General features: G+C 62.8%; 22 protein-coding genes. 10 read left to right on the forward strand and 12 right to left on the reverse strand.

All coding sequences use genetic code 11. From position 1 onward, the window contains the following. Positions 1 to 46: 46 nt before the first annotated feature. On the forward strand, positions 47 to 859 hold the full coding sequence (map, locus tag AC04PH_RS02740) for a type I methionyl aminopeptidase (protein ID WP_483064209.1): 813 nt from the start codon (positions 47 to 49) through the stop codon (positions 857 to 859). On the opposite strand, the gene AC04PH_RS02745 is transcribed toward map, so the two are convergent. Genes AC04PH_RS02745 through AC04PH_RS02755 form a run of 3 tightly spaced genes read right to left on the reverse strand, consistent with a single transcriptional unit; the run spans position 850 to position 3,007 of the window. Then, complete coding sequence (locus tag AC04PH_RS02745; RefSeq protein WP_483064210.1) at positions 850 to 1,239, reverse strand: hypothetical protein; 390 nt, start codon at positions 1,237 to 1,239, stop codon at positions 850 to 852. The two genes, map and AC04PH_RS02745, sit on opposite strands and share 10 nt — an antisense overlap. After that, the gene (gene rsmD, locus AC04PH_RS02750) at positions 1,236 to 1,796 is read right to left on the reverse strand and encodes a 16S rRNA (guanine(966)-N(2))-methyltransferase RsmD (RefSeq protein ID WP_483064211.1); all 561 of its coding nucleotides are present in this window, start codon (positions 1,794 to 1,796) and stop codon (positions 1,236 to 1,238) included. The genes AC04PH_RS02745 and rsmD overlap by 4 nt, the downstream gene beginning before the upstream one ends. Next, positions 1,793 to 3,007 (reverse strand): NAD(P)/FAD-dependent oxidoreductase, encoded by a 1,215-nt coding sequence (locus tag AC04PH_RS02755; protein ID WP_483064212.1) that lies wholly within the window; start codon positions 3,005 to 3,007, stop codon positions 1,793 to 1,795. The genes rsmD and AC04PH_RS02755 overlap by 4 nt, the downstream gene beginning before the upstream one ends. 90 nt (positions 3,008 to 3,097) lie before the next feature. Between AC04PH_RS02755 and AC04PH_RS02760 the strand changes: the two genes are divergently transcribed. Next, positions 3,098 to 3,586 (forward strand): redoxin family protein, encoded by a 489-nt coding sequence (locus AC04PH_RS02760; RefSeq protein ID WP_483064213.1) that lies wholly within the window; start codon positions 3,098 to 3,100, stop codon positions 3,584 to 3,586. A gap of 64 nt (positions 3,587 to 3,650) precedes the next feature. On the opposite strand, the gene AC04PH_RS02765 is transcribed toward AC04PH_RS02760, so the two are convergent. The 7 genes from AC04PH_RS02765 to AC04PH_RS02795 are packed head-to-tail and all read right to left on the reverse strand — an operon-like array spanning position 3,651 to position 10,341. Next, a complete protein-coding gene (locus tag AC04PH_RS02765) occupies positions 3,651 to 4,517 on the reverse strand; it encodes a mechanosensitive ion channel family protein (protein WP_483064214.1) in 867 nt (288 codons plus the stop codon). A gap of 1 nt (position 4,518) precedes the next feature. Next, positions 4,519 to 4,818: a 4a-hydroxytetrahydrobiopterin dehydratase gene (locus AC04PH_RS02770; RefSeq protein ID WP_483064215.1), complete on the reverse strand. Its 300-nt coding sequence runs from the start codon at positions 4,816 to 4,818 to the stop codon at positions 4,519 to 4,521. After that, positions 4,815 to 5,996 (reverse strand): GNAT family N-acetyltransferase, encoded by a 1,182-nt coding sequence (locus tag AC04PH_RS02775; RefSeq protein ID WP_483064216.1) that lies wholly within the window; start codon positions 5,994 to 5,996, stop codon positions 4,815 to 4,817. The genes AC04PH_RS02770 and AC04PH_RS02775 overlap by 4 nt, the downstream gene beginning before the upstream one ends. Before the next feature lie 31 nt (positions 5,997 to 6,027). Then, on the reverse strand, positions 6,028 to 6,780 hold the full coding sequence (locus AC04PH_RS02780; RefSeq protein WP_483064217.1) for a glycerophosphodiester phosphodiesterase family protein: 753 nt from the start codon (positions 6,778 to 6,780) through the stop codon (positions 6,028 to 6,030). Next, complete coding sequence (locus AC04PH_RS02785) at positions 6,777 to 7,241, reverse strand: RidA family protein (protein ID WP_483064218.1); 465 nt, start codon at positions 7,239 to 7,241, stop codon at positions 6,777 to 6,779. Before AC04PH_RS02785 ends, AC04PH_RS02780 begins: the two co-directional genes overlap by 4 nt. A gap of 56 nt (positions 7,242 to 7,297) precedes the next feature. After that, on the reverse strand, positions 7,298 to 8,605 hold the full coding sequence (locus tag AC04PH_RS02790) for an HlyD family type I secretion periplasmic adaptor subunit (RefSeq protein WP_483064219.1): 1,308 nt from the start codon (positions 8,603 to 8,605) through the stop codon (positions 7,298 to 7,300). After that, positions 8,602 to 10,341, reverse strand: coding sequence for a type I secretion system permease/ATPase (locus AC04PH_RS02795; protein WP_483064220.1), 1,740 nt, complete (start codon positions 10,339 to 10,341; stop codon positions 8,602 to 8,604). Before AC04PH_RS02795 ends, AC04PH_RS02790 begins: the two co-directional genes overlap by 4 nt. A gap of 175 nt (positions 10,342 to 10,516) precedes the next feature. On the opposite strand from AC04PH_RS02795, the gene AC04PH_RS02800 reads away from it, so the two are divergent. Genes AC04PH_RS02800 through AC04PH_RS02810 form a run of 3 tightly spaced genes read left to right on the forward strand, consistent with a single transcriptional unit; the run spans position 10,517 to position 12,197 of the window. Continuing rightward, entirely contained in the window at positions 10,517 to 11,251 is a 735-nt protein-coding gene (locus AC04PH_RS02800) for an MlaA family lipoprotein (protein ID WP_483064221.1), read from the forward strand. A gap of 1 nt (position 11,252) precedes the next feature. Then, positions 11,253 to 11,837: an MlaC/ttg2D family ABC transporter substrate-binding protein gene (locus tag AC04PH_RS02805; RefSeq protein ID WP_483064222.1), complete on the forward strand. Its 585-nt coding sequence runs from the start codon at positions 11,253 to 11,255 to the stop codon at positions 11,835 to 11,837. A 3-nt stretch (positions 11,838 to 11,840) separates the two neighbouring features. Then, the gene (locus AC04PH_RS02810) at positions 11,841 to 12,197 is read left to right on the forward strand and encodes a hypothetical protein (RefSeq protein WP_483064223.1); all 357 of its coding nucleotides are present in this window, start codon (positions 11,841 to 11,843) and stop codon (positions 12,195 to 12,197) included. Between the two features lie 193 nt (positions 12,198 to 12,390). On the opposite strand, the gene AC04PH_RS02815 is transcribed toward AC04PH_RS02810, so the two are convergent. Together AC04PH_RS02815 and AC04PH_RS02820 are read right to left on the reverse strand one after the other, a co-directional pair. Further along, positions 12,391 to 13,347, reverse strand: a complete 957-nt coding sequence (locus tag AC04PH_RS02815; RefSeq protein ID WP_483064224.1) for a hypothetical protein — start codon at positions 13,345 to 13,347, stop codon at positions 12,391 to 12,393. A gap of 157 nt (positions 13,348 to 13,504) precedes the next feature. Next, positions 13,505 to 15,628, reverse strand: coding sequence for a transglycosylase domain-containing protein (locus AC04PH_RS02820; protein ID WP_483064225.1), 2,124 nt, complete (start codon positions 15,626 to 15,628; stop codon positions 13,505 to 13,507). 272 nt (positions 15,629 to 15,900) lie between these two features. On the opposite strand from AC04PH_RS02820, the gene AC04PH_RS02825 reads away from it, so the two are divergent. The 5 genes from AC04PH_RS02825 (at position 15,901) to AC04PH_RS02845 (ending at position 20,768) form a co-directional block, all read left to right on the forward strand. Then, a complete protein-coding gene (locus AC04PH_RS02825; protein ID WP_483064226.1) occupies positions 15,901 to 16,239 on the forward strand; it encodes a P-II family nitrogen regulator in 339 nt (112 codons plus the stop codon). 22 nt (positions 16,240 to 16,261) lie between these two features. Beyond that, positions 16,262 to 17,584, forward strand: a complete 1,323-nt coding sequence (locus tag AC04PH_RS02830; RefSeq protein WP_483064227.1) for an ammonium transporter — start codon at positions 16,262 to 16,264, stop codon at positions 17,582 to 17,584. Positions 17,585 to 17,822: 238 nt separating this feature from the next. Further along, the gene (gene dgcN / locus AC04PH_RS02835; RefSeq protein ID WP_483064228.1) at positions 17,823 to 18,824 is read left to right on the forward strand and encodes an N-acetyltransferase DgcN; all 1,002 of its coding nucleotides are present in this window, start codon (positions 17,823 to 17,825) and stop codon (positions 18,822 to 18,824) included. A gap of 113 nt (positions 18,825 to 18,937) precedes the next feature. After that, complete coding sequence (gene dgcA / locus AC04PH_RS02840) at positions 18,938 to 19,903, forward strand: N-acetyl-D-Glu racemase DgcA (RefSeq protein ID WP_483064229.1); 966 nt, start codon at positions 18,938 to 18,940, stop codon at positions 19,901 to 19,903. A gap of 4 nt (positions 19,904 to 19,907) precedes the next feature. Next, positions 19,908 to 20,768: a D-amino-acid transaminase gene (locus AC04PH_RS02845; protein WP_483064230.1), complete on the forward strand. Its 861-nt coding sequence runs from the start codon at positions 19,908 to 19,910 to the stop codon at positions 20,766 to 20,768. Positions 20,769 to 20,785: the final 17 nt, after the last annotated feature.

Raw genomic sequence — 20,785 nt, forward strand, 5'->3', positions numbered from 1 at the left:
TAAGATCGCCTATGTGGCGGGCAAGCTAGGCAAGAGGACACCGCCCGTGGAAACGAACCAGACCCGCCTGACCAAGGATGGCATCCGCATCTACGATCCCTCCGATTTCGCGGGGATGCACGCTGCGGGCCGTCTGGCCGCGCAAATCCTCGATGACATCGCGCAATACGTCTTTCCCGGCCAGACCACTGCCAAGATCGACGAAAAGATCACCGCCATGGTGAACGATGCGGGCGCGACTTCTGCCACGATCGGTTACAAGGGGTATCAACACGCCAGCTGCATTTCGGTGAACCACGTGGTGTGTCACGGAATCCCCGGCGACAAGGTGCTCAAGGATGGCGATATTCTCAACATCGACGTCACGGTCATTGTCGATGGCTGGTTCGGCGACACCAGCCGGATGTATGTCGCGGGCAAACCCAACCGCAAGGCGGAACGCCTGCTGCAGGTGACGCATGACGCGCTGATGAAGGGGATCGAGGCGGCGAAGCCCGGCAATACCTTCGGCGACATCGGCCACGCGATCCAGACCTATGCCGAGGCGCAGCGCATGTCGGTCGTGCGCGATTTCTGCGGACACGGGTTGGGGCGCGTCTTTCACGCCGCCCCCAATGTGCTGCACTATGGCCGCCCCGGCACCGGTGCACGGCTCGACGAAGGCATGTTCTTCACCATCGAGCCGATGATCAACCTGGGCCGTGCCGATACCAAGGTGCTGGCCGACGACTGGACAGCGGTGACACGCGACAAGTCGCTGTCGGCGCAGTTCGAACATTCCATCGGCATCACAGCGGACGGCGCGGATATCTTCACGCTGTCCCCCGGCGGTATGTTTCACCCGACCTATCAGGTTTGACGAGGCACGCGCGGGATCGGACGCAGCGGCTCTTTCGATCTCAGCCCCCGCCGCAGGTCCACGTATCTGTCGTAGCGATCCCCCAGCGGGCGATCCATCAGGGGTTCGGCCACGATCCCGCCGAAACGCGCTTCGCCGACCAGAACCGGGCGGTGTGAGATCAGGCACATCGCGCCGTAGTGTTGATCGTAATACACATCCTCGCCCGCGAAGGCCCAACCGAACCCGCCGCCGGGGTGGGTGTTGAAAAATTCCAGACGCCGCCCGTCATAGGCGACGGCCCCCAAGGTGCAGTCCCGGCAGAAATACCACGGATAGCGGGCGAACGCCTTTCGCTGCGCGCCACAGGCAGGGCAGAAGTGGTCTGGCCATTCGGTCATGCGAGCGCCCTCATCAGTGTGATCCATGTGTCGCCATAGCGGCGCTGGTCGAGGGTCTGGAAACCCGACGGTGCAATTTGCGCGGCACTTTCCTCCCATACGATCAGCGCCTCCGGCGCAATCCAGCCCGCGACGGATGCCGCGGCCAGCGCGCGGGTGCCAAATCCCTTTCCATAGGGTGGGTCGAGAAAGATCAAGTCACACGGGGCCATGGCCTCGGGCAGGCGGGTCGCATCGGTTTTGATCGCCTGACACGCCTCCTCGCGGCGCAGTTTCGCGATATTGGCGCGGATCAGATCAAGCGCGGCGCGTCCATTGTCCACGAACGTGACATGCGCCGCCCCGCGTGACAGCGCCTCCAGCCCCAGCGCGCCGGTGCCCGCGAACAGGTCCAGCACCCGCGCGCCGGTCACCGCATCGCCATACCGTCCGCCACCCAGCACGTTGAACAGGCTCTCGCGCACCCGGTCGGACGTCGGGCGCAGATGCGCCGCCGCATCGCCCTTGCCGACAGCGGCCAGTGCCGTGCCGCGATGGGTGCCTGCGATGATCCTCACGCCTTCAACAGCGCCTTCATATCCGTCGCCGGGTCGGTGATCGCGGCATGGTCGGGGCTGCGCCCCGCCTCGATCAATCGCTTGCCGATCATATAGTTGCGCGGATCGTTCATCGCATCGACGGCGAGCAGCGTGTCGCCATCGTAGTACCAGTGCGACTGCACACCATCCGAGTCGCCCTTGCGCACATAGACATCCGTATAGCCCACATTCAGCCCCGCGATCTGCAGCTTGCAATCGTACTGGTCCGACCAGAACCAAGGCGCGGCGGTATAGTCCACACCCTTGCCCAGAATGTTCTGCGCCACGACCTCGGCCTGGTCGATGGCGTTGCCCACGCTTTCCAGTCGGATCCGCCGCCCCCGAAAATCGAACGAAGCGCAATCACCCGCAGCCCAGATATACGGGTCCGACGTGCGGCCTTGCCGGTCCGTGGCGATCCCGTTGTCGAGCGTCAGCCCCGCGCTTTCCGCCAACGCCCTGGCGGGCCGGATACCCACACCGACGATCACGAAATCGACCGGCAGTTCCGTCCCGTCCGTCAGCCGCGCGCCGGTGACGGTGCCTTCGCCGGTCAGCCGCTCCAACCCAACACCCTCACGGATATCGACGCCATGCGACTTGTGCAGTTCGCGAAAATAGTCCGACGTCTGCGGTGCCGCGACCCGTTGTAAAATCCGGTCCGCCATCTCCACCAATGTCACGTCGACACCGCGCTTTGCCGCGACCGCTGCCGCCTCCAGCCCGATATACCCGCCCCCGACGATCAGCGCGCGCTTGCCAGCCGCGAAATGCGGGGCCATGGCATCGGCGTCTTGCAGATCGCGCACGGTGAACACGTGGCCCAGATCGCCGCCGATCTTGGCGGGCAGCCGGTTGGGATGCGATCCGGTGGTCAGCGCCAGCGCGTCATAGGTGATCGCTTCCTTGGTATCGAGGGTGATCGTGCGCGTGACGGTATCGACCGCCACGACCTGCACACCCAAGCGCAGGGTGATGTTGTTGTCGGCATAGAATCCGGCAGGCCGCAAATACAGCCGCTCCTCTACCATCTCGCCCAGCAGATAGGCCTTGGACAGCGGCGGGCGCTGATAGGGCGGCACCTTTTCAACCCCGATCAGCGTGATGCGCCCGTCGAACCCCTCGCTGCGCAGTTTCGCCACCAGCGATGCACCGGCCTGCCCGGCCCCCACGACGACGATGTGCTGCATGATGAAATGTCCTGTCCCGCTGGCCTGATTGTTGCGCAAACCCTATATGCGTCCTAACGACCGACGCAATCCAACAAGGGAATACCGGATATGACGATCAAGACAGGCGACACACTGCCCGACGCATCTTTGCTGCAAATGGGTGAGGGCGGACCCGAGGCGGTTTCGCTTTCCGACAAGCTCAAGGGCCGCAAGGTCGTGATCTTCGGACTGCCCGGTGCCTATACCGGCGTTTGCTCAACCGCCCATGTGCCCAGTTTTATCCGCACCAAGGATCAGTTCGAGGCGAACGGCGTCGATGAAATCATCTGCGTCTCGGTAAACGACCCCTTCGTGATGAAGGCTTGGGGCGAATCCACCGGGGCGACCGACGCGGGACTCACGATGCTGGGCGATGCCGACGGCAGCTATACAAAGGCCATCGGCATGGATTTCACGGCCCCGCCCGCGGGCTTCATCGGACGGTCAAAACGCTATGCGATGCTGGTCGAGGACGGCGTCGTCAAGGTGCTCAACGAAGAGGGCAGCCCCGGCGAATGCGAGATTTCCGCAGGCGAGACACTGCTGGACGCGATGTAGTCGCAGCGCACCTGCGCGGCGGTTCTACCAAGGCAGAAAGGGCGGGGTGATCCCCGCCCTTTTTCTATGCCTCTTGCGCAGTCTCGTCCGTCTTTGCCTGGACGATGGTGCGCGTGGGGAACGGAATATCCACGCCACCGGCGTCCAGCGCCTCTTTCACCTGCCGTTTCATGTCGGCCTGGAACTGAAAGAACACCGCGCTGTCGCACCAGACCCGCACCAGAAAGTCCACCGAACTGGCGTTCAGGTTGTTGACCTGAATGAAGGGTGTCGGTGTTTCGTGTGCCCGCTCGTCCGACAGGATCGTCTCCCGGATGATCCGCTCCGCATCCGCCAGGTTCGCGCCATAGCCCACGCCGAAGGTCCATTCCGCCCGGCGGGTGGTATAGACCGAATAGTTCTCGATCGTGTTGCCCCAGACTTCGGAGTTCGGGATGATGATCTGCACGTTCGACAGCGATGCAAGCTCTGTGTAATTCAGCGTGATATCCTTCACCGTGCCCATCTTACCGTTCACCTCGACAAAATCGCCCAGCTTGATCGGGCGGAAAAAGATGATCATCACACCTGCCGCCACGTTCGACAACGTGCCCTGCAGCGCCAGACCGATGGCCAGACCTGCGGCACCGATGACGGCGACGAAGGATGTCGTCTCGACGCCGAAGGTGTTGAGGATGAACAGAAACGCAAAACCGACGACGATGTAGCGCGCGATATTGCCCAGAAAGTTGAACAGCGTCTCGTCCAGATGCTTGTGTCGCCCGCCGATAGACGTGATGCGGTTGCGCACCCAGCCGCCGATCATGAAGCCCACGAACAGGATCAGGATCGCGCCCAGCACCGATCCGGTGATGGACAGCAGGAATTCGAGTGTCAGCACGTCGGCAAGCGTCTTGCCGTTGACGATTTCGGTATTCAGCAACTCTTCCATGTTATCCTTCGCTCAGTTGATCCAGCTTTTTGGCCAGTTTCACGTCGAGCGCGCTTAATCCATCTGCGTCATGCGTCGTCAAGGTCACCTCGACAGTTTTGTAGACATTGGACCATTCGGGATGGTGGTTCCACTTTTCCGCCCAGATGGCAGCGCGGGTCATGAAGCCGAAGGCATCCACGAAGTTGCGGAACTGATAGGTCTTGTGGATCGCATCGCGCCCGTCGCTCATGGCCCAACCGTTGTCCAGCAGCGGTTGCAGATCGTCCTTGCGTTCGCCTTCGGTCAGTTTGTCGGTCATTCCTGTTCCTCCTGATGTGTCTTGCGAAACGGGCCATAGCTGGTGAGAATTTCGATCTCCTCGTCCACCGCTGCGCGTTCCGCCTCTAGGTAGCGCGCCACGGCATCGCGAAAGCCCGCGTCCCGAAACCAGTGCAGCGAATGCGTGGCCACCGGCAGATACCCGCGCGCCAGCTTGTGTTCACCCTGCGCGCCCGCTTCGACCCGTTTCATGCCCTGCGCGATGGCAAAGTCGATGGCCTGATAGTAGCACAGTTCGAAATGCAGGCAGGGGTGATGCTCGGTGCAGCCCCAGTAACGCCCGTAAAGCGTATTGCGCCCGATCACGTTCAGCGCACCCGCCACAGGCACGCCGTCGCGCTGTGCCAGCACCAGCAGCAGATCGTCGCGCAGGGTTTCCTGTGCTGCGTCAAAGAACGCGCGTGTCAGATAGGGCGTGCCCCACTTGCGGCTGCCTGTGTCCTGGTAAAACCGCCAGAAGGCATCCCAGTGATGCGGCTGGATCGCGTCGCCGGTCAGCTGCACAATCTCGCCACCGAAATCCTGCGCCTGTGCGCGCTCGCGGCGGATGTTCTTGCGCTTGCGGCTGGACAGGCTGGCGAGGAAACCGGCGAAATCGGCATATCCGTCATTTTCCCAGTGAAACTGCTGCCCGATCCGGGGCAGCAGGCCCATCTGCTCGCCCGCCAGCGCCTCGCCTTCGGTGCAGAAAGTGACGTGCATCGACGACAGGTCGTTGTCGGCGGCGATTTGCGTCGCCCCCTGCAGAATCGCCGACATGCCCGACACCTCGTGCCCCGGCCGCGTCAGGAACCGCCGCCCTGTCGCCGGCGTGAACGGCACCGCCATCTGCAGCTTCGGATAATACCGCCCGCCCGCACCCTCATAGGCGTGAGCCCAGTTGTGATCGAAGATGTATTCGCCTTGGCTGTGTCCCTTGGCGTAAAGCGGGGCCACCGCGATGATCTGCCCGTCCTGTTCGGCGGTCAGGTAGCGCGGCTGCCACCCTGTCCCCGGCCCGACGGACCCCGACACCTCCAGTGCGCGCAGAAACCTGTAGGTCGTGAACGGATCGACCGGACGACCCTCCGCCGCCTCGGGGCATGCGCAGGCATCCCAGTCTTCCTGTGCGATCCCAGACAGGTCAGGGTGCGCCGTAATCTCGATGGTATCCGTCATGCAGTGTTAACTGGCCGCGATGCGTGCAAGTTCAAGCCATGTAGCCTTCGAAGGTGACGTTGTTGGCGACCTGCCGGGCGGCTTGCTCCTGCTCTGCCGATCTGATCGTCCAGCACAGCACATGCGCACCACCCGCTTTCAGTTCCGCCACCCGGTCGCGCCCCAGATCGGCGGCCTCATGGCTGATGAAACAGGCACCCGTCGCATCATAGTCGGGGATGTCGCGCATCCGCTCGCAGACAGAAACGGGCAGGGGTGCCCAGTTCGCCGGGTCATAGGCAGAGGTCACCAGACCGCGCGCGATACCCGGTGCCGCGGCACCGAAGGCGCGCACCGCATGCGGGTTGAACGACATCACCGCAACCGGCCCGGTGTAGCCTTCAAGATCGCGCGCCGTGGCCTGTTCCAGCGCGCCTACGTTCGGCCCCATCGCGCCATCCTGATCCTTGATTTCCACCAGCAGCGGCACCTGACCATCGACCAGCCTCAGCACCTCGGCAAATGTGGGGATGCCCGCCACCCCGCCGGTCAAGGTGATCTGCGACAGCTCCGTCGCATCGCGCTGCGCCACCGCACCTGCCTGCCCGGTCAGGCGGCCAAGATCGTAATCATGGAAAACCATCGCCACGCCGTCGTGCGATAGTTGCAGGTCGATCTCGACTCCGTAGCCATGCGCCATGGCAGCGCGGATCGCCTCGACACTGTTTTCGGGGCGTCCGTCCGCGATGTCATGCAGGCCGCGATGCGCAATAGGGCGGTCAAGAAATACAGGGTCCAGTGTCATTTGATCTGAAACGTGCCTTCGATCTCGACCGCGACACCGAAGGGCAGGCTCGCGGCACTCACCGCCGCCCGCGCATGACGCCCTGCATCTCCGAAAGCAGCGACCATCAGATCGGACGCGCCGTTGATGACCTTGGGCTGGTCGCCGAAGTCGGCGGACGAATTCACGAATCCGCCCAGCCGCACGACGCGGACCACTCGGTCCAGATCGCCGTCGCAGGCCGCTTTCAGTTGCGATAGCAGGGCGACGGCACAATATTCCGCCGCCTTCGCCCCGGCCTCCACGTCCATATCGGTGCCCAGCTTGCCCTTGATCAAGCCATCCGGCCCGGTGGGCAACTGACCCGAAATCGTGACCATGTCGCCCACGACCACATAGGGCACATAGTTGCCCGCCGCCGCGGCGGCCTCGGGCAGCTTGACGCCCTGTTCGTTCAGTCTGGTCTCGATCGCAGATGTCATCGCGCCCTCCGGTATGTGTTGGCCGGAACGCTACCCGCGCGGGCGCGGCTCTGCAATCACGTCTCTCGGAATGCCTTGGCGAAATAGTCGGCCAGCGGTTTGATCAGGTAATCCATCGGGCTGCGGTCTGCGGTGCGCACGAAGGCCTCCACCGGCATCCCGGGAATAAGCGTCATGTCCACCGGCAGCTTTTCAAGCTCGCCTTCGTCCAGACGCAACTCCACCCGATAGAACGACTGCAGCGATGCCTCGTCCTGAAACGCATCAGCCGAAACAAGCGTGACCGTGCCCATCAGCTCCGGCGTGCGCCGCTGGTCGAACGCGGAAAACCGCAGCGTCGCTTCCTGCCCCAGATGAATCTGGTCGACGTCGGTCAACTGCACCTGTGCCGCGATGACAAGCGGCCGATCCTGCGGGATCAGGAACATCACCGGGTCGGCGGGCCGGATGACGGATCGCGGCGCAAAGACCGTCAGCCCGTAAACGATCCCCGACACCGGTGCACGGATGTCCAGCCGGTCCAGTTGAGTCTTGAGCGTACGCCGCCGTTCCGACAGCTCCAGCTCGTTATACTGGATGTCGCGCAGACGGGTGATCGCCTCTTCGCGGCGGCTGGTTTCCAGCCCCAGCATCTCGATCTCGATCTCGGTGATCTGCTCGGCGGCCTGCGCGGCGGCGGCGGTCAACTCCCCGACACGACCCAGCAGGTTGGCATCCTCGCGTTGCAGCGCCAGCACCCGGCTGGCCTGCGCCAGACCGCGATCCAGCAGCGATTGCTGGTCTGCCAGTTCACGCGTGATCAACTCCCGCTGGGTTTCGAGTGCGGCCTGCTGCGCCCCGATCCCGCCGATCTGGCTCACGATCTGTGCGCGGCGCTGGCTCAGCTGTTCCTGCGCGCGGGCGATGGATTCGCGCCGGGCGTCGAACAACCGGGTTTGCCCGGCGATCAGCTCGGCGGCCCCTTCGTTTTCAGGGTCCAGCAGGGTTTCCGCAAAGGTGATCTCGTCGGTGCCGTCGCGCTCTGCCTCCAGCCGACCGCGCCGGGCCTGGATTTCGAACAGCTGCCCCTCGACGATGGACAGTTCGGACTGCAGCACATCCGGGTCCAGCTGAATCAGCAGCGCACCTTCCTCGACGAACTCACCCTCGTCTGCGATGATCGCCTTCACGACGCCGCCGTCGGGGTGCTGGATCACCTGCCGGTTACGGTCGACCTCGATCTGGCCGGATGCGATGACGGCACCGTTGATTTGCGCCATGACCGACCAGGTGCCAAAGCCACCGACCAGCACCAGCAGGGCCAGCAGGCCAATCACCATCGGCTTGGTCGTCGACCAGCGTTTCTTGTGTTCCGCATTGCTCATGACACACCCCCGCCGGCACCGGCGCCCTGTTTGATCTGATCCGCATTCTGCACCATTTCGCGCAGCACCTCGTCCTTTTTGCCAAAGGCACGGCGGGTGCCGTTCTCGATCACCAGCAACAGATCGCACTCCTGAATGGCCGCAGGCCGGTGCGCCATGATGAACACACAGCGCCCCTCGGCCTTGGCCCCCCGGATCGCGTTATTCAACGCGAGCGAACCATCGTTGTCGAGATTCGAATTCGGTTCGTCCAGCACCAGCACCACCGGATCGCCGTAAAGCGCCCGTGCCAACCCGATCCGCTGAATCTGCCCGCCTGACAACCGTCCGCCGTTGGCCGACACCCGGGTGTCGTATCCGTCGGGTAGTTTCAGGATCATCTCATGCGCATCCGCCTTCTTGGCGGCGGCGACGACGGCGCTATCGTCGGGCTGCATCGACATCCGCGCGATGTTTTCCTTGATCGTGCCGTCGAACAGGGACACCCGCTGCGGCAGATATCCGACATATTGCCCCAGCACGTCCGGGTCGTATTGATCCAGCGCAGCACCATCCAGCCGGATTTTCCCGCCCGCCGGACGCCACACGCCGGTCAGCGCCCGCGCCAGCGTGGATTTACCGGCGCCCGACGTGCCGATCACACCGACCGCCTGACCCGGCCCCACCGCGAAAGAGATCATGCGCAGCGCCGCCACCTGTTCGCCCGGCGGCACCACCGTCACCTGATCCGCGACAAGCCGTGCGGACGGTGCCGGCAGGTTGGTGCGTGGATCGTCTGGCGGTACGTTGCCCAGCAGCACGGCCACGTTGCGCCACCCCTCGCGACCGCGTTGAAAGACAGCCCACTGGCCAACGATCATCTCCAATGGCGCAAGCGCACGACCCAGCAAGATCGAGCCCGCGATCATCGCGCCCGGTGTCAGTTCGCCCTGCAGCACCAGATAGGCACCCAGGCCGAGCATCGCCGACTGCAGGAACAGCCGGAACGATTTGGTCATCGCGTTGAACGTGCCCGCGCTGTCAGCGGCACCGATCGTCGCATCGAGCGATTCCGCCCGGGCGATCTGCCAACGGCCAAACGCGGCATCCCGCATGCCGAGCGAATGGACCATCTCGGATTCCGATCTGATCTGCGCGCCCAGCGCCTCTGATTGGAAGGTCGCGGCATTGGCCGTCTGCAGCGGCTTGCGGGTCGCAAGCTGGTTGAAAATCGCGATGGTGATCAGGATCACCCCGCCGACCAGACCCAGCAGGCCCATATAGGGGTGGAAGATAAAGATGCCGAGAAAGAACAGCGGTGTCCACGGCAGGTCGAACAGCGCCATCAACGCGGGCGAGGTGATCAGCCGCTGGATCGACTCCAGATCGCGCAGTCCGGTCGCCGCTTCCTTGACGGCCCGGTTCATCGTCGTGGCCTTCAGCGCGGCGGCGAACACACGGCGGTCCATGGCCGCCTGGAACCGCGCGCCGACGCGGCCCATGACCCGCCCGCGCACGAAATCGAGAATACCCATCATGCCGTAGAGAAACGCCACCAGCACCGACAGTGCGATCAACGTTTCAAGGCTGCGCGACCCCAGCACCCGGTCATAAACGTTGAGCATGTAGAGCGGACCGGTCAGCATCAGCATGTTCACGAAGAAGCTGAAAATCGCGACCATCCAGTAAAGTCCGCGGCTCTCGCGCCGTGCGGCCCGCAGTTCTGCTCTGCCTTTTTCCTCGAATTCGTCAGCCATGCGCGTAATTCCGCCTTTGCTTTTGGTGCCCGCCTGTTCTAATCCGACAAAATAGTCGAAAAGGCGGCGATTGGTTACAGGATAACTGTGCCTTGCAGCATTTCTATGGCAGGTGTCACATCTGACACCATATGTCATCGTCATATGAATAAGTTGAGTTGAGACCGTATTGCCCATGGCTCGAATTGCAATCCTGTTCAGCATGCTGGGGCTTTTGGGCTGCGCCGTGGCGCCCGACGGCGCGGTGGTCAACGACCCTTACGAGCAGGCAAACCGGCAGGCGCACGCCTTCAACAAGGCGCTGGATGCCGCGCTTTTTGCAGATGACGACGACGGCACAAGCGACACGACACCGCTGCTGCATCCCGACATCAGCGCCATGGTGATCAACTTCGCCGACAATACCGGCGGTCCGGGCATGGTGCTCAACGGTCTTTTGCAGGGTGACATCGCAAGTGCCGGCACCAACGCATTCCGGTTCGTGCTGAACAGCACCGTCGGTGTACTGGGCCTGTTCGACCCCGCCGATGCGATCGGCCTGCCCGAGGTCGAAACCGATTTTGCGCAGACGCTGGCCACATGGGGCGTGTCGGAAGGTGCCTATCTGGAATTGCCCGTGCTGGGCCCATCGACCGAAAGGGATGTGGCCGGGCGGATCGTGGACAACCTGATCGACCCGCTCGACCGCTTTGGTGCGGCGGCACAGGTCGACTATGGCATCGTGGCCCGTCTGGGCGCGCGGGTGCTGAAACGCGACCAGTACAGCGGGGCCATCGACAGCGTGTTATATGATAGCGCCGACAGTTATGCGCAAACACGGCTCATCTATCTGCAGAACCGCCGATTCGAACTTGGTGTCGACGATGTGGATGCGGTGGATCCGTATGATGAACTGTTTGGAGACCAATAGGATGTTCCTGACCCGCCGCCAGATGTGTCTGGCTACCGCCGCTGCCGTCATGGTTCCGCAGACCGCGCGCGCACTCTCCGTCGAAACCGCGCAAGAACTCGTCACCAGTCTAGTGGAGGAGGTGAACGCCGTCATCGCCTCCGGCAAGTCCGAAGAGGCGATGATCGCCGACTTCGCCATAATCTTCGACCGCTATTCGGATGTGCCCACCATCGCCCGCTATTGTCTGGGTGCCGATGCGCGCACCGCATCCGCCGCACAGCTGCAGGCATGGACAGCCGTGTTCCGCAACTACATCGCGTCCAAATACGGCCGCCGCTTCCGCGAATTCATCGGCGGGCAGATCACCGTGCAGGGGGCCGAGCCGGTCAAAAGCTGGATCGAGGTCGAAACCACCGTGCTGTTGCAGGGCCGCTCCCCGTTGCGGATGGACTTCCACGTCTCCGATCGCTCCGGCAGCCACAAGTTCTTCAACTTCATCATCGAGGGCGTGAACATGCTGCTGACCGAACGGGCCGAGATCGGCGCGATGCTCGACCGGCAGGGCCGCGACCTCGATGCCCTGATCGCCCAACTCGGAGGCTGACATATGTATCGCACCATCGCCGCCACGCTCGCCCTTGTCCCGACACTCGCCATGGCGACCCCCTATGACGGCGTGTTCAAGCAGAACGCCAACGCCGAATGCGCCCTCGTCGGGGCCGACGGCGGATCGCTGAAGATCGAGGACGGGATTTTCTACGGTGTCGAGGTCGAATGCCGCATGACCCGCCCCGTCAACGTCGTGGATATGGACGCGACGCTTTACACCATGCAATGCTCCGGCGAGGACCAGATCTGGACCGAACGCGCCCTGCTGATGAACGCCGCCGAAGACGACGGGATCATCATGATGTGGGACGGCTATGTGTTTGCCTATGACCGGTGCGAAGAGGGCGAGAACTGAGCGGTTCAACGTCGCGTGCAGTGAGTTGGTGCACTGATTATCGACCACAGAACCTTTTGCGTCGGCAGCGAACGCCGGGTTTGAGCCTATACCCACCGCTTTTTGGACCGCAGCAAGTGACGGCTCTCTTGGCAACTGTCTCTAAACTCATCGCTTTGGTTGAGCCTTGAGGTAGTGGTTGTAAGAAAGGGTCTTATGGGAGCCTTGCTGAAACCCTATCCGCCCCAAGAGGTTCAACTACTTGGAAGCCCTTAGTTTTGCTCCACGACATGCGATGATTGAAATTCGCCATACTATCTGAAGGATCGACGCTGGCGAGGTTAAGTTTGTCCATGGTCGGCCTGACGAACTGAACCGATAGTATTGGGGCCGGCTCTAGGTGGCCGGTCGCGGTGTTGAGCATCTCGGCTTCGCAGGTCACGTAGACCTCATCGAGTGGAAGGACGTGGAACAGGTCGCCTGCGACCTTGAGCGCAACGCTTGCCACGTAGTCCTGATACAGTTCATTGAACTCGCCTTTTGGCATTTTGGTTTGTGAGAGTTTGCCCGAGGCGAGTTGCTTGCGCCGGAAATCGGGAACAATCTCGTCGCCGTGGACCATTGGCTTGGCATGTAGGTAGTTGTCTGCAATCTCGAAGTTGATTGCCGAACCTATCTTGTCTTCCTCGACCAGCGGTTGCATTTCTTCGATCACCTCTCGGATGGCGGCAACTTCGCCAGCGGCAAGACGTTCCGCCAGCGCCCGATCCTCTTTCCATTCCACAAGCGCTTTTTCGTATCGGTGCTGTTCCCCTTCGAGCTTCTTGTCGTCCAGATCAGGCGCAACGGAGAGTTTGTGTTCCAATTCTGACTTACGCTTCGCAGTCCTTCCCAGCACCTTGTCGCGAAGTCTGGGGCGAAAGCGCTCAAGCGCTTCTCGAGCCTTTCGTTCGTTGGCGGATGACCTGACTGGTTTGGGCGGCTCAGGCTTTGTGAGAATGCTTTGCCAATCCATCGGCTCAGTCAGACGTGTATGAATGCTTACAAGCTCTGCGATGTAGTTTTTCCAGTCACCAACGTCCTGCGCTGCGTCTGCCGCAACGGCCTCCTTGTATTCCTGTTTGCGCTTCTTTTCCGCTTCCCGTTCCATTTGCCGCGCAATGGCAGCCATGGAACGCATTGTTCCTCGCCAACCCATTTAATCAATCTCTTTTTTTCAGCCTACGGTGACGCTGTCACCTCCAAGTACGCTTGTCCATGAGCGAAGCTCCAACGCGGACCTTTTGGAGCTGACGGCATTGTCCGCACACCACCCTTCCACGGCCCCCTCACTGCCCACTCAATATCCCCTCAAGCACATTGATAATCTCCTGATTCGGGGCGTCGAGGTTCGTCGGTCCGTCGATTGGCTGCCCGCCGCCCTGCGGCACCTGCAGCGGCAGTGGTGTCGGGACGCGACCGGCGAGGATGCGGACCATCGTCTCGCGCCAGATGTCGGCGGGCAGGCCGCCGCCCGTCACGTCCGACAGCGGGCTGTTGTCGTCATACCCCATCCACACACCTGTCACGTAATCGCCGGTGAACCCGATGAACCAGGCATCGCGCGCGGCCTGCGTGGTGCCGGTCTTGCCCGCGATCTGCCAGCCGTCGATCCGGGCGCGCGTGCCGGTACCGCCCTCGACCACCTGCGTCATCATATAGGTCAGTTCGCGTGCGGCGAATTCGCGGATCACCCGTTCGCCGATGCCGCCGCCCTGTGTCATCAGCGGTTCGCTGTCGCCCTGCAGGCGCAGTTCCACCAGCCCGTAGGGCGTCACCGACGATCCGCCGTTCAGGATGCCCGCATAAGCCCCGGTCATCTCCAGCAGCGTGCTTTCCGACACACCGAGCGCCAGCGCCGGCCCCGCTGCCAGATCGCTCTCGATGCCGAAACCCGTCGCCACCGTGCGCACCACCTCGCGGCCCACATCCTCCGACAACAGCACGGCGGGGATGTTCCGGCTCTCAGCCAATGCCTGCGTCAGCGTCATTTGCCCCTTGTAGGTGCGGTCATAGTTCTGCGGACACCATTGCCCCGACCCGGGCGTGTTCCAGCAGGTTTCCTGATCCACCACCGTATCCAGCGGCGAGAAATCCAGTTCCAGCGCCGCGGCGAACACGAAGGGCTTGAACGCCGATCCGGTCTGCCGCACCGCCATCGTTGCGCGGTTGAACGCGCCCACGACCGACGGATCGCGCCCGCCGACCATGGCGCGCACCGCGCCATCGGCGGACATCACGACGATCGCGGCCTCGGCCTCCGATCCCGCGCGGACCTTGTTTTCGAACACCCATGCCAGCGCCTCCTCGGCGGCGGCCTGCATGGCGGGATCCAGCGTGGTGCGGATCATCACGTCCTCGGTGGTGTCGCGGGTAAAGAATTCAGGCCCCGATGCCATCACCCAATCCGCGAAATAGCCACCGGCCTCCTGCCGCGCGTTGGGCGACAGGGTGGCGGGGTTGGCGCGCGCCTCTGCCGCGGCGGAGGCAGACAGCAGCCCCTGAACCTCCATCAGCCCGATCACCACATTCGCACGTTGCTGCGCGCGGGCCAGATCGCGGGTCGGGGCGCGTGACGACGGGGCGGGCAACAGGCTGGACAGCATCGCGGCCTCCGCCGGGCGCACCTCTTCGGCAGATTTCCCGAAATACCGTTGTGCCGCCGCCTCGAACCCGCGCGAACCGGCCCCCAGATAGGCCCGGTTCAGATAGATCGTGAGGATCTCATCCTTGGTATAGGCCGTCTCCAGCGCCATCGCGAACACCGCTTCCTTGGCCTTGCGCCACAGCGTCGTGCGGCGGCAGTCCGCCTCATAGGCCGCTTCCGACTCCCACGCTGTCGGGTCGAACTCCACGCCGAGGCACAGGAGTTTCGCGACCTGCTGCGTGATCGTGGAGCCGCCGTTACCGGACAGCGGCCCGCGCCCGGCGCGCAGGTTGATACGGATCGCCGACGCGATACCGCGCGGCGAAATACCGAAATGCCGGTAGAACCGCTTGTCTTCGGAGGCGACGACCGCGTTCACCATATGCGGGCTGACGCTGTCGGTGGTGATCATCCCGCCGAACTGGTCGCCGCGCCACGCAAAGATTTCACCAGACCGGTCTGTCAGCGTGACCGACCCGCGCGCCCGCCCGTCCACCAGTTCCGTCATCGGCGGCAGTTGCGAGGCGACGTAGAAAACGCCGATCCCGACGATCAGCGCGGTGACGAGCGTCAGCCGCCAGACCAATCGCCAGATAAGCCGCAGAACACCCCCGATCAGCGCCAGCAACCAGCCGATAGGACCGCGCCGTTGCCGTTTTGCCGGGCGCCGGCGGGTAGCGGGCTTGCGTTTGGCTGCCGGTTTCTTGCCGGATGTGTTGCGTCGCTCTGCCACCAGGGGGGCACGCGATTTGCGGTTTCCACTCATCTTGCGCTCAACTGCTTTGTTTGTCTTTTGCGGCACCATATCGGCCCTTGCCGGAAATAACGACCCACAAGCCGCGCCCCGCCTTTCTTAAGTGATCGCCTAATTTTCAGGCAATCATGCCAATTTGTGCAAATATTGTGCAAATCTCCCGATGTCACGTCAGTCTTCTCAGGGCGCGCCCTTGTTTGCACCTGCAGCATTTGTCCTCCTGACCGCGGAACGACGGAGTCGGAGGTCGGCACCGCCGCAGGGTGAAGCGCAAGGGAAAATCAGTGAAACTCATCATTGCAACGATAAAACCATTCAAGCTCGAAGAGGTCCGCGAGGCCCTCACCACCATCGGGGTGCGCGGGATGATGGTCTCTGAAATCAAGGGGTTCGGATCGCAGTCCGGCCATACCGAAATCTACCGCGGCGCGGAATACGCCGTGAACTTCGTGCCGAAGGTCAAGCTCGAGATCGTCGTGCCCGAGAGCATGGTCGATCAGGTCGTCAGCACCATCGCCACGACCGCCAAGACCGACAAGATCGGCGACGGGAAAATCTTTGTGCTGGATGTGGAAAGCGCATTGCGCGTCCGCACCGGCGAAACAGACGACGAAGCGCTTTGAGCGGCGAAGGGGAAAGAACGATATGATACTTCTGAACAAATACACGGTCGGTGCGGGCCTCGCCCTGCTGCCGACACTGGCCGCGGCACAGGATGCCGCCCCCTCGTTCGACGAGGTCGGCCCCTACATCATGACCACGCTGCTGTTCCTGGTGGCGGGTTTTCTGGTGTTCTGGATGGCCGCGGGCTTCGCCATGCTGGAGGCCGGGCTTGTCCGGTCCAAGAACGTGGCGATGCAGTTGACCAAGAACATCGCACTGTTCTCGCTGGCCTCCATCGCCTATTGGCTGATCGGCTTCAACCTGATGTATCCGGGCGATGGCTGGATCATGGCGGGCTGGATCGGGCCGTTTTTCTCCGTCACATCGCTGGAACCGGTCGGCCTTGCCGCTGCGGATGCATCGCTCGACTACGCGTCCGTCGCCTCCGACTTCTTCTTCCAGTTGATGTTCGTGGCCGCCACGGCCTCCATCGTGTCGGGCGCGCTGGCCGAACGGATCAAACTCTGGCCGTTTCTGGTGTTCGTCGTCGTGCTGACCGGTGTCATGTATCCGATCTCCGGTTCGTGGAAATGGGGCGCGGGCTGGCTCGACGCCGCCGGTTTCCAGGATTTCGCGGGTTCGACCATCGTGCACTCCGTCGGTGGCTGGGCGGCACTGGCCGGTGCGATCATCCTTGGCCCGCGCCTGGGCAAGTACAAGAACGGTCGCGTCAATCCGATGCCCGGTTCCAACCTCGCGTTGGCCACGCTGGGCACGTTCATCCTGTGGCTGGGCTGGTTCGGTTTCAACGGCGGCTCGCAGCTTGCGGCAGGCACCGTGGGTGACATCACCGACATCGGCCGGATCTTCGCCAACACCAACATGGCCGCGGCCTCCGGCGCTGTCGCCGCACTGATCCTGACGCAGGTGATGTTCAAGAAGGTCGACCTGACCATGGTTCTGAACGGCGCACTTGCCGGTCTGGTGTCGATTACGGCCGAACCACTGGCACCCTCGCTCTTCGGTGCGCTCTGGATCGGTGCCGTCGGCGGTGTGATCGTCGTCTTCGCGGTGCCGTTCCTCGACAAGCTGAAGATCGACGACGTCGTCGGCGCGATCCCGGTTCACCTGTTCGCAGGCATCTGGGGTACCATCGCGGTGGTCTTCTACAACACCGACGCATCGCTGGTGACACAGCTGACCGGCATTTTCGCCTACGGTGTCTTCACCTTCGTCGGCAGCATCGTGCTCTGGGTCATCCTCAAGGGTGTCATGGGTATCCGCGTCAGCGAAGAGGCCGAAATCAACGGTCTGGATATGAGCGAGTTGGGTATGGAAGCCTATCCCGACTTCTCCAAGGGCTAAGGCGTAGGTGCCATGAAGTTGGAAAAGCCCGGGCCACGGTCCGGGCTTTTTTGCGCAAGAAACCTGCTGCGCTCATGTCAGGAACAGAAATTTCTTCGAACTATTGAATATTTTTACGAAGAATATTCATTCAAATTGAATAAAGACGACAGGAATTGAGAGCGATTTGCACAAAATGTCCGATATCGTCGCGCCAACACAGAATCAGTCACCTCCGATCCCCGAAAGGACCCGCGCCATGATCCAGACACCGTATCTCCTGTTTCTGGGCGACGCGCCCGACCAGCTCGCCGCGAAGGTCGCCCGCGGGATCAAGGACTGGCGTCCCGAAAACGCCGTCGGCCAGTTCCGCATGGAAGGCTGCGGCGCGGATGTCGACCTGCAGGACATGACGCTGGAGGAGGGTCTGGCAGCCGGCGCCAAGACGCTGGTGATCGGTGTCGCAAACCGGGGCGGCGTGATCTCGGCAGCTTGGAAAGAGGTTCTCGTGCAGGCGCTGAAGATGGGCTACGACATCGCCTCCGGCCTGCACAACCTGCTGCGCGACGAGAAGGAACTGATGTCGGCGGCCCGCGTGAACGGGCAGACCCTGTTCGACGTGCGCATCCCTTCCGTGGCTTACCCTATCGCCAACGGCAAGAAGCGGACCGGCAAGCGCTGTCTGGCCGTCGGGACCGACTGTTCGGCCGGCAAGATGTACACGGCCATGTGTATGGATGCCGAAATGCAGAAACGCGGGATGAAATCCACCTTCCGGCCCACCGGCCAGACCGGCATCCTGATCACCGGCGGCGGCGTGCCGCTCGACGCGGTGATCGCCGATTTCATGGCCGGTGCCGTCGAATACCTGACGCCCGACAACGATGCCGATCACTGGGACCACATTGAAGGGCAGGGCAGCCTGTTCCACGTCAGCTATTCCGGCGTGACCATGGCGTTGATCCACGGCGGTCAGCCCGATGCGCTGATCCTGGCGCACGAGCCGACCCGCACCCATATGCGCGGCCTGCCGGACTACAAGCTACCGACGCTGGAGGCGCTGCGCGACATGGTCCTCCCCATCGCCCGCATCGCCAACCCGGCCTGTGTGATCACGGGCATTTCGGTGAACACGCAGCATATGTCCGATGCCGACGCGCAAGCGTATCTGGCGGACGTCGAGGCCCGGATGGACCTGCCCGCGACCGATCCGTTCCGCTATGGCGCGGCCAAGCTGGTGGATGCGCTGGACGCGATCTGACATATCGGGTGCCATGAATATTCGCGAATATTCGCGAATATTCGTATTCGGGCTTTCGTTGAAATCCCGATGCCTCCGGCGGAGGTATTTGAGAACCGGAAGAAGGACAGGCGATGCGCATCGAAGTGACGTCGGACGTTTTCAGGCTGGCGCAGGTCTTCACGATCAGCCGGGGCTCGCGCACAGAGGCGAAGGTGCTGACCGTGCGCGTGACCGATGGCGGTGTGACGGGCTGGGGCGAATGTGTGCCCTACGCGCGTTACGGCGAGACGCTGGACAGCGTAACCGCCCAGATTGCAGGTCTTCCGGGTGATCTGACCCGCGACGCGCTGCAGGATGCGCTTCCCGCGGGGGCCGCCCGTAATGCCGTGGATTGTGCACTGTGGGATCTGGCCGCGAAACAGGCGGGCTGCCGGGTCTGGGATTTGCTGGGCCTGCCCGCGCCGCGCCCCGAAATCACCGCCTATACCCTGTCGCTCGACACGCCGGACAAGATGCAGGCGCAGGCGGCGCAGAACGCGCACCGGCCCTTGCTGAAGATCAAGCTTGGCACGCCCGACGACATGGCCCGGCTGGAAGCCGTGCGCCGCGGCGCGCCTGATGCCACCATCATCGTCGATGCGAACGAGGGCTGGACGGCGGAGGTTTATGCCGATCTCGCCCCGCATCTGCTGCGCCTTGGCGTGGCGATGGTCGAACAGCCGCTGCCTGCGGGGCAGGACGACATGCTGGGCGAAATCGCACGCCCCTTGCCTGTCTGCGCCGATGAGGCCTGTCATGACCGCGCGTCGCTGCCCGCGCTGCGCGGCAAATACGACATGATCAACATCAAGCTGGACAAGACCGGCGGCCTGACAGAGGCGCTCGCGCTGAAAAAAGCCGGGCAGGCGGCGGGCTATGATGTCATGGTCGGCTGCATGGTCGGATCGTCGCTCGCCATGGCCCCTGCGACGATCCTGGCGCAGGGTGTGGCCTTTACCGACCTTGACGGCCCGCTGCTTCTGGCTGAAGACCGGGACGAACCTTTGACATTCGACGCGGCGGGCGTGCATGCCCCCTCCGCCAAACTATGGGGCTGACACGATGCGCACTGTCTATCTGAACGGCGACTACCTTCCCGAGGATCAGGCTAGGGTATCGATCTTCGACCGCGGCTTCCTGATGGCCGACGGCATCTACGAGGTGACGTCCGTGCTGGACGGCAAGCTGATCGACTTCGAAGGCCATGCCAGGCGCCTGCAGCGGTCGATGGGTGAACTGGACATGCGCAGCCCCGTAGACATGGACGAACTGCTCGAAATCCACCGCGAGCTTGTGCGCGCCAACGACATCACCGACGGCATGATCTACCTGCAGATCACGCGTGGCGCGCCGGACGATCGGGATTTCGTGTTCCCCGACCCCGAGACGACCGCCCCCACCATCGTGCTCTTCACTCAGAACAAGCCGAGCATGGCCGATGATCCGCGCGCCGGGGTTGGAATGAAAGTCATCTCGGTCGAGGATCAGCGCTGGGCGCGGCGTGACATCAAGACGGTGCAGTTGCTCTACCCCTCCATGGCCAAGATGGCCGCCAAGGCGCAGGGCAAGGACGACGCCTGGATGGTCGAGGACGGCGAGGTCACCGAAGGGTCTTCCAACAACGCCTATATCGTGAAGGGCAACACGATCATCACCCGGCATCTGGGCAACGAGATCCTGCACGGCATCACCCGCTCCGCCGTGCTGCGTTTCGCGCGCGAGGCGCAGATGACGGTGGAGGAACGCAGCTTTACCATCGCAGAGGCACAGGCCGCGGACGAGGCCTTCATCACTTCCGCATCGACTTTCGTGATGCCGGTGGTCGAGATCGACGAGGTTGCAGTGGGGGGCGGCACGCCGGGCCCCGTCGTCGGTCGGCTGCGGGAAATCTACCTGGACGAGATGCGCAAGGCCGCGATCTGACCCTCACCTGACCGACG

The organism is Yoonia sp. KMU-150, from assembly GCF_056858355.1.

Excerpts from the sequence above, each read along its gene's own strand:
- AC04PH_RS02830 (WP_483064227.1), top strand. The coding sequence starts at position 16,262 with ATGATACTTCTGAACAAATACACGGTCGGTGCGGGCCTCGCCCTGCTG.
- dgcN (WP_483064228.1), top strand. The coding sequence starts at position 17,823 with ATGATCCAGACACCGTATCTCCTGTTTCTGGGCGACGCGCCCGACCAG.
- dgcA (WP_483064229.1), top strand. The coding sequence starts at position 18,938 with ATGCGCATCGAAGTGACGTCGGACGTTTTCAGGCTGGCGCAGGTCTTC.
- AC04PH_RS02760 (WP_483064213.1), top strand. The coding sequence starts at position 3,098 with ATGACGATCAAGACAGGCGACACACTGCCCGACGCATCTTTGCTGCAA.
- AC04PH_RS02765 (WP_483064214.1), bottom strand. The coding sequence starts at position 4,517 with ATGGAAGAGTTGCTGAATACCGAAATCGTCAACGGCAAGACGCTTGCC.
- AC04PH_RS02820 (WP_483064225.1), bottom strand. The coding sequence starts at position 15,628 with ATGAGTGGAAACCGCAAATCGCGTGCCCCCCTGGTGGCAGAGCGACGC.
- AC04PH_RS02800 (WP_483064221.1), top strand. The coding sequence starts at position 10,517 with ATGGCTCGAATTGCAATCCTGTTCAGCATGCTGGGGCTTTTGGGCTGC.
- AC04PH_RS02810 (WP_483064223.1), top strand. The coding sequence starts at position 11,841 with ATGTATCGCACCATCGCCGCCACGCTCGCCCTTGTCCCGACACTCGCC.
- AC04PH_RS02785 (WP_483064218.1), bottom strand. The coding sequence starts at position 7,241 with ATGACATCTGCGATCGAGACCAGACTGAACGAACAGGGCGTCAAGCTG.
- AC04PH_RS02805 (WP_483064222.1), top strand. The coding sequence starts at position 11,253 with ATGTTCCTGACCCGCCGCCAGATGTGTCTGGCTACCGCCGCTGCCGTC.
- AC04PH_RS02845 (WP_483064230.1), top strand. The coding sequence starts at position 19,908 with ATGCGCACTGTCTATCTGAACGGCGACTACCTTCCCGAGGATCAGGCT.
- AC04PH_RS02780 (WP_483064217.1), bottom strand. The coding sequence starts at position 6,780 with ATGACACTGGACCCTGTATTTCTTGACCGCCCTATTGCGCATCGCGGC.
- AC04PH_RS02815 (WP_483064224.1), bottom strand. The coding sequence starts at position 13,347 with ATGGCTGCCATTGCGCGGCAAATGGAACGGGAAGCGGAAAAGAAGCGC.
- AC04PH_RS02795 (WP_483064220.1), bottom strand. The coding sequence starts at position 10,341 with ATGGCTGACGAATTCGAGGAAAAAGGCAGAGCAGAACTGCGGGCCGCA.
- AC04PH_RS02770 (WP_483064215.1), bottom strand. The coding sequence starts at position 4,818 with ATGACCGACAAACTGACCGAAGGCGAACGCAAGGACGATCTGCAACCG.
- AC04PH_RS02745 (WP_483064210.1), bottom strand. The coding sequence starts at position 1,239 with ATGACCGAATGGCCAGACCACTTCTGCCCTGCCTGTGGCGCGCAGCGA.
- AC04PH_RS02755 (WP_483064212.1), bottom strand. The coding sequence starts at position 3,007 with ATGCAGCACATCGTCGTCGTGGGGGCCGGGCAGGCCGGTGCATCGCTG.
- AC04PH_RS02790 (WP_483064219.1), bottom strand. The coding sequence starts at position 8,605 with ATGAGCAATGCGGAACACAAGAAACGCTGGTCGACGACCAAGCCGATG.
- AC04PH_RS02775 (WP_483064216.1), bottom strand. The coding sequence starts at position 5,996 with ATGACGGATACCATCGAGATTACGGCGCACCCTGACCTGTCTGGGATC.